The sequence below is a fragment of the Vibrio sp. T20 genome, from assembly GCF_007858795.1.
In the GTDB taxonomy this organism is placed as follows: domain Bacteria; phylum Pseudomonadota; class Gammaproteobacteria; order Enterobacterales; family Vibrionaceae; genus Vibrio; species Vibrio satsumensis.
Map to the genome: position 1 here is coordinate 1 of NZ_VFEB01000043.1, position 276 is coordinate 276.

The window sequence follows — 276 nt, forward strand, 5'->3', positions numbered from 1 at the left end:
GATTGCGGTATACACTAATGAAGGTGAAGTCATTCAAGCGGGTGATGCCAACGAAGCTTTCTCCGTGCAATCAATATCGAAAGCACTGAGTTTGACCTTAGCTATGGTGCTTTATAAGCCAGACGAAATTTGGCAGCGCGTAGGCAAGGAACCTTCAGGTCAAGCGTTTAACTCGATGATTCAGCTTGAAATGGAGCATGGTATTCCTCGTAACCCGTTTATCAATGCAGGTGCTATTGTCGTAGCGGATCTCTTACAAAACCGCCTGTCAGCACC

Annotated in this window: 1 protein-coding gene; it reads left to right on the forward strand. The window is 46.4% G+C overall.

Translation table 11 applies throughout. The features are described from left to right. Positions 1–276 (forward strand): glutaminase (locus FTW16_RS01920; RefSeq protein WP_186728008.1); only part of this gene is annotated, 276 nt, incomplete at both ends.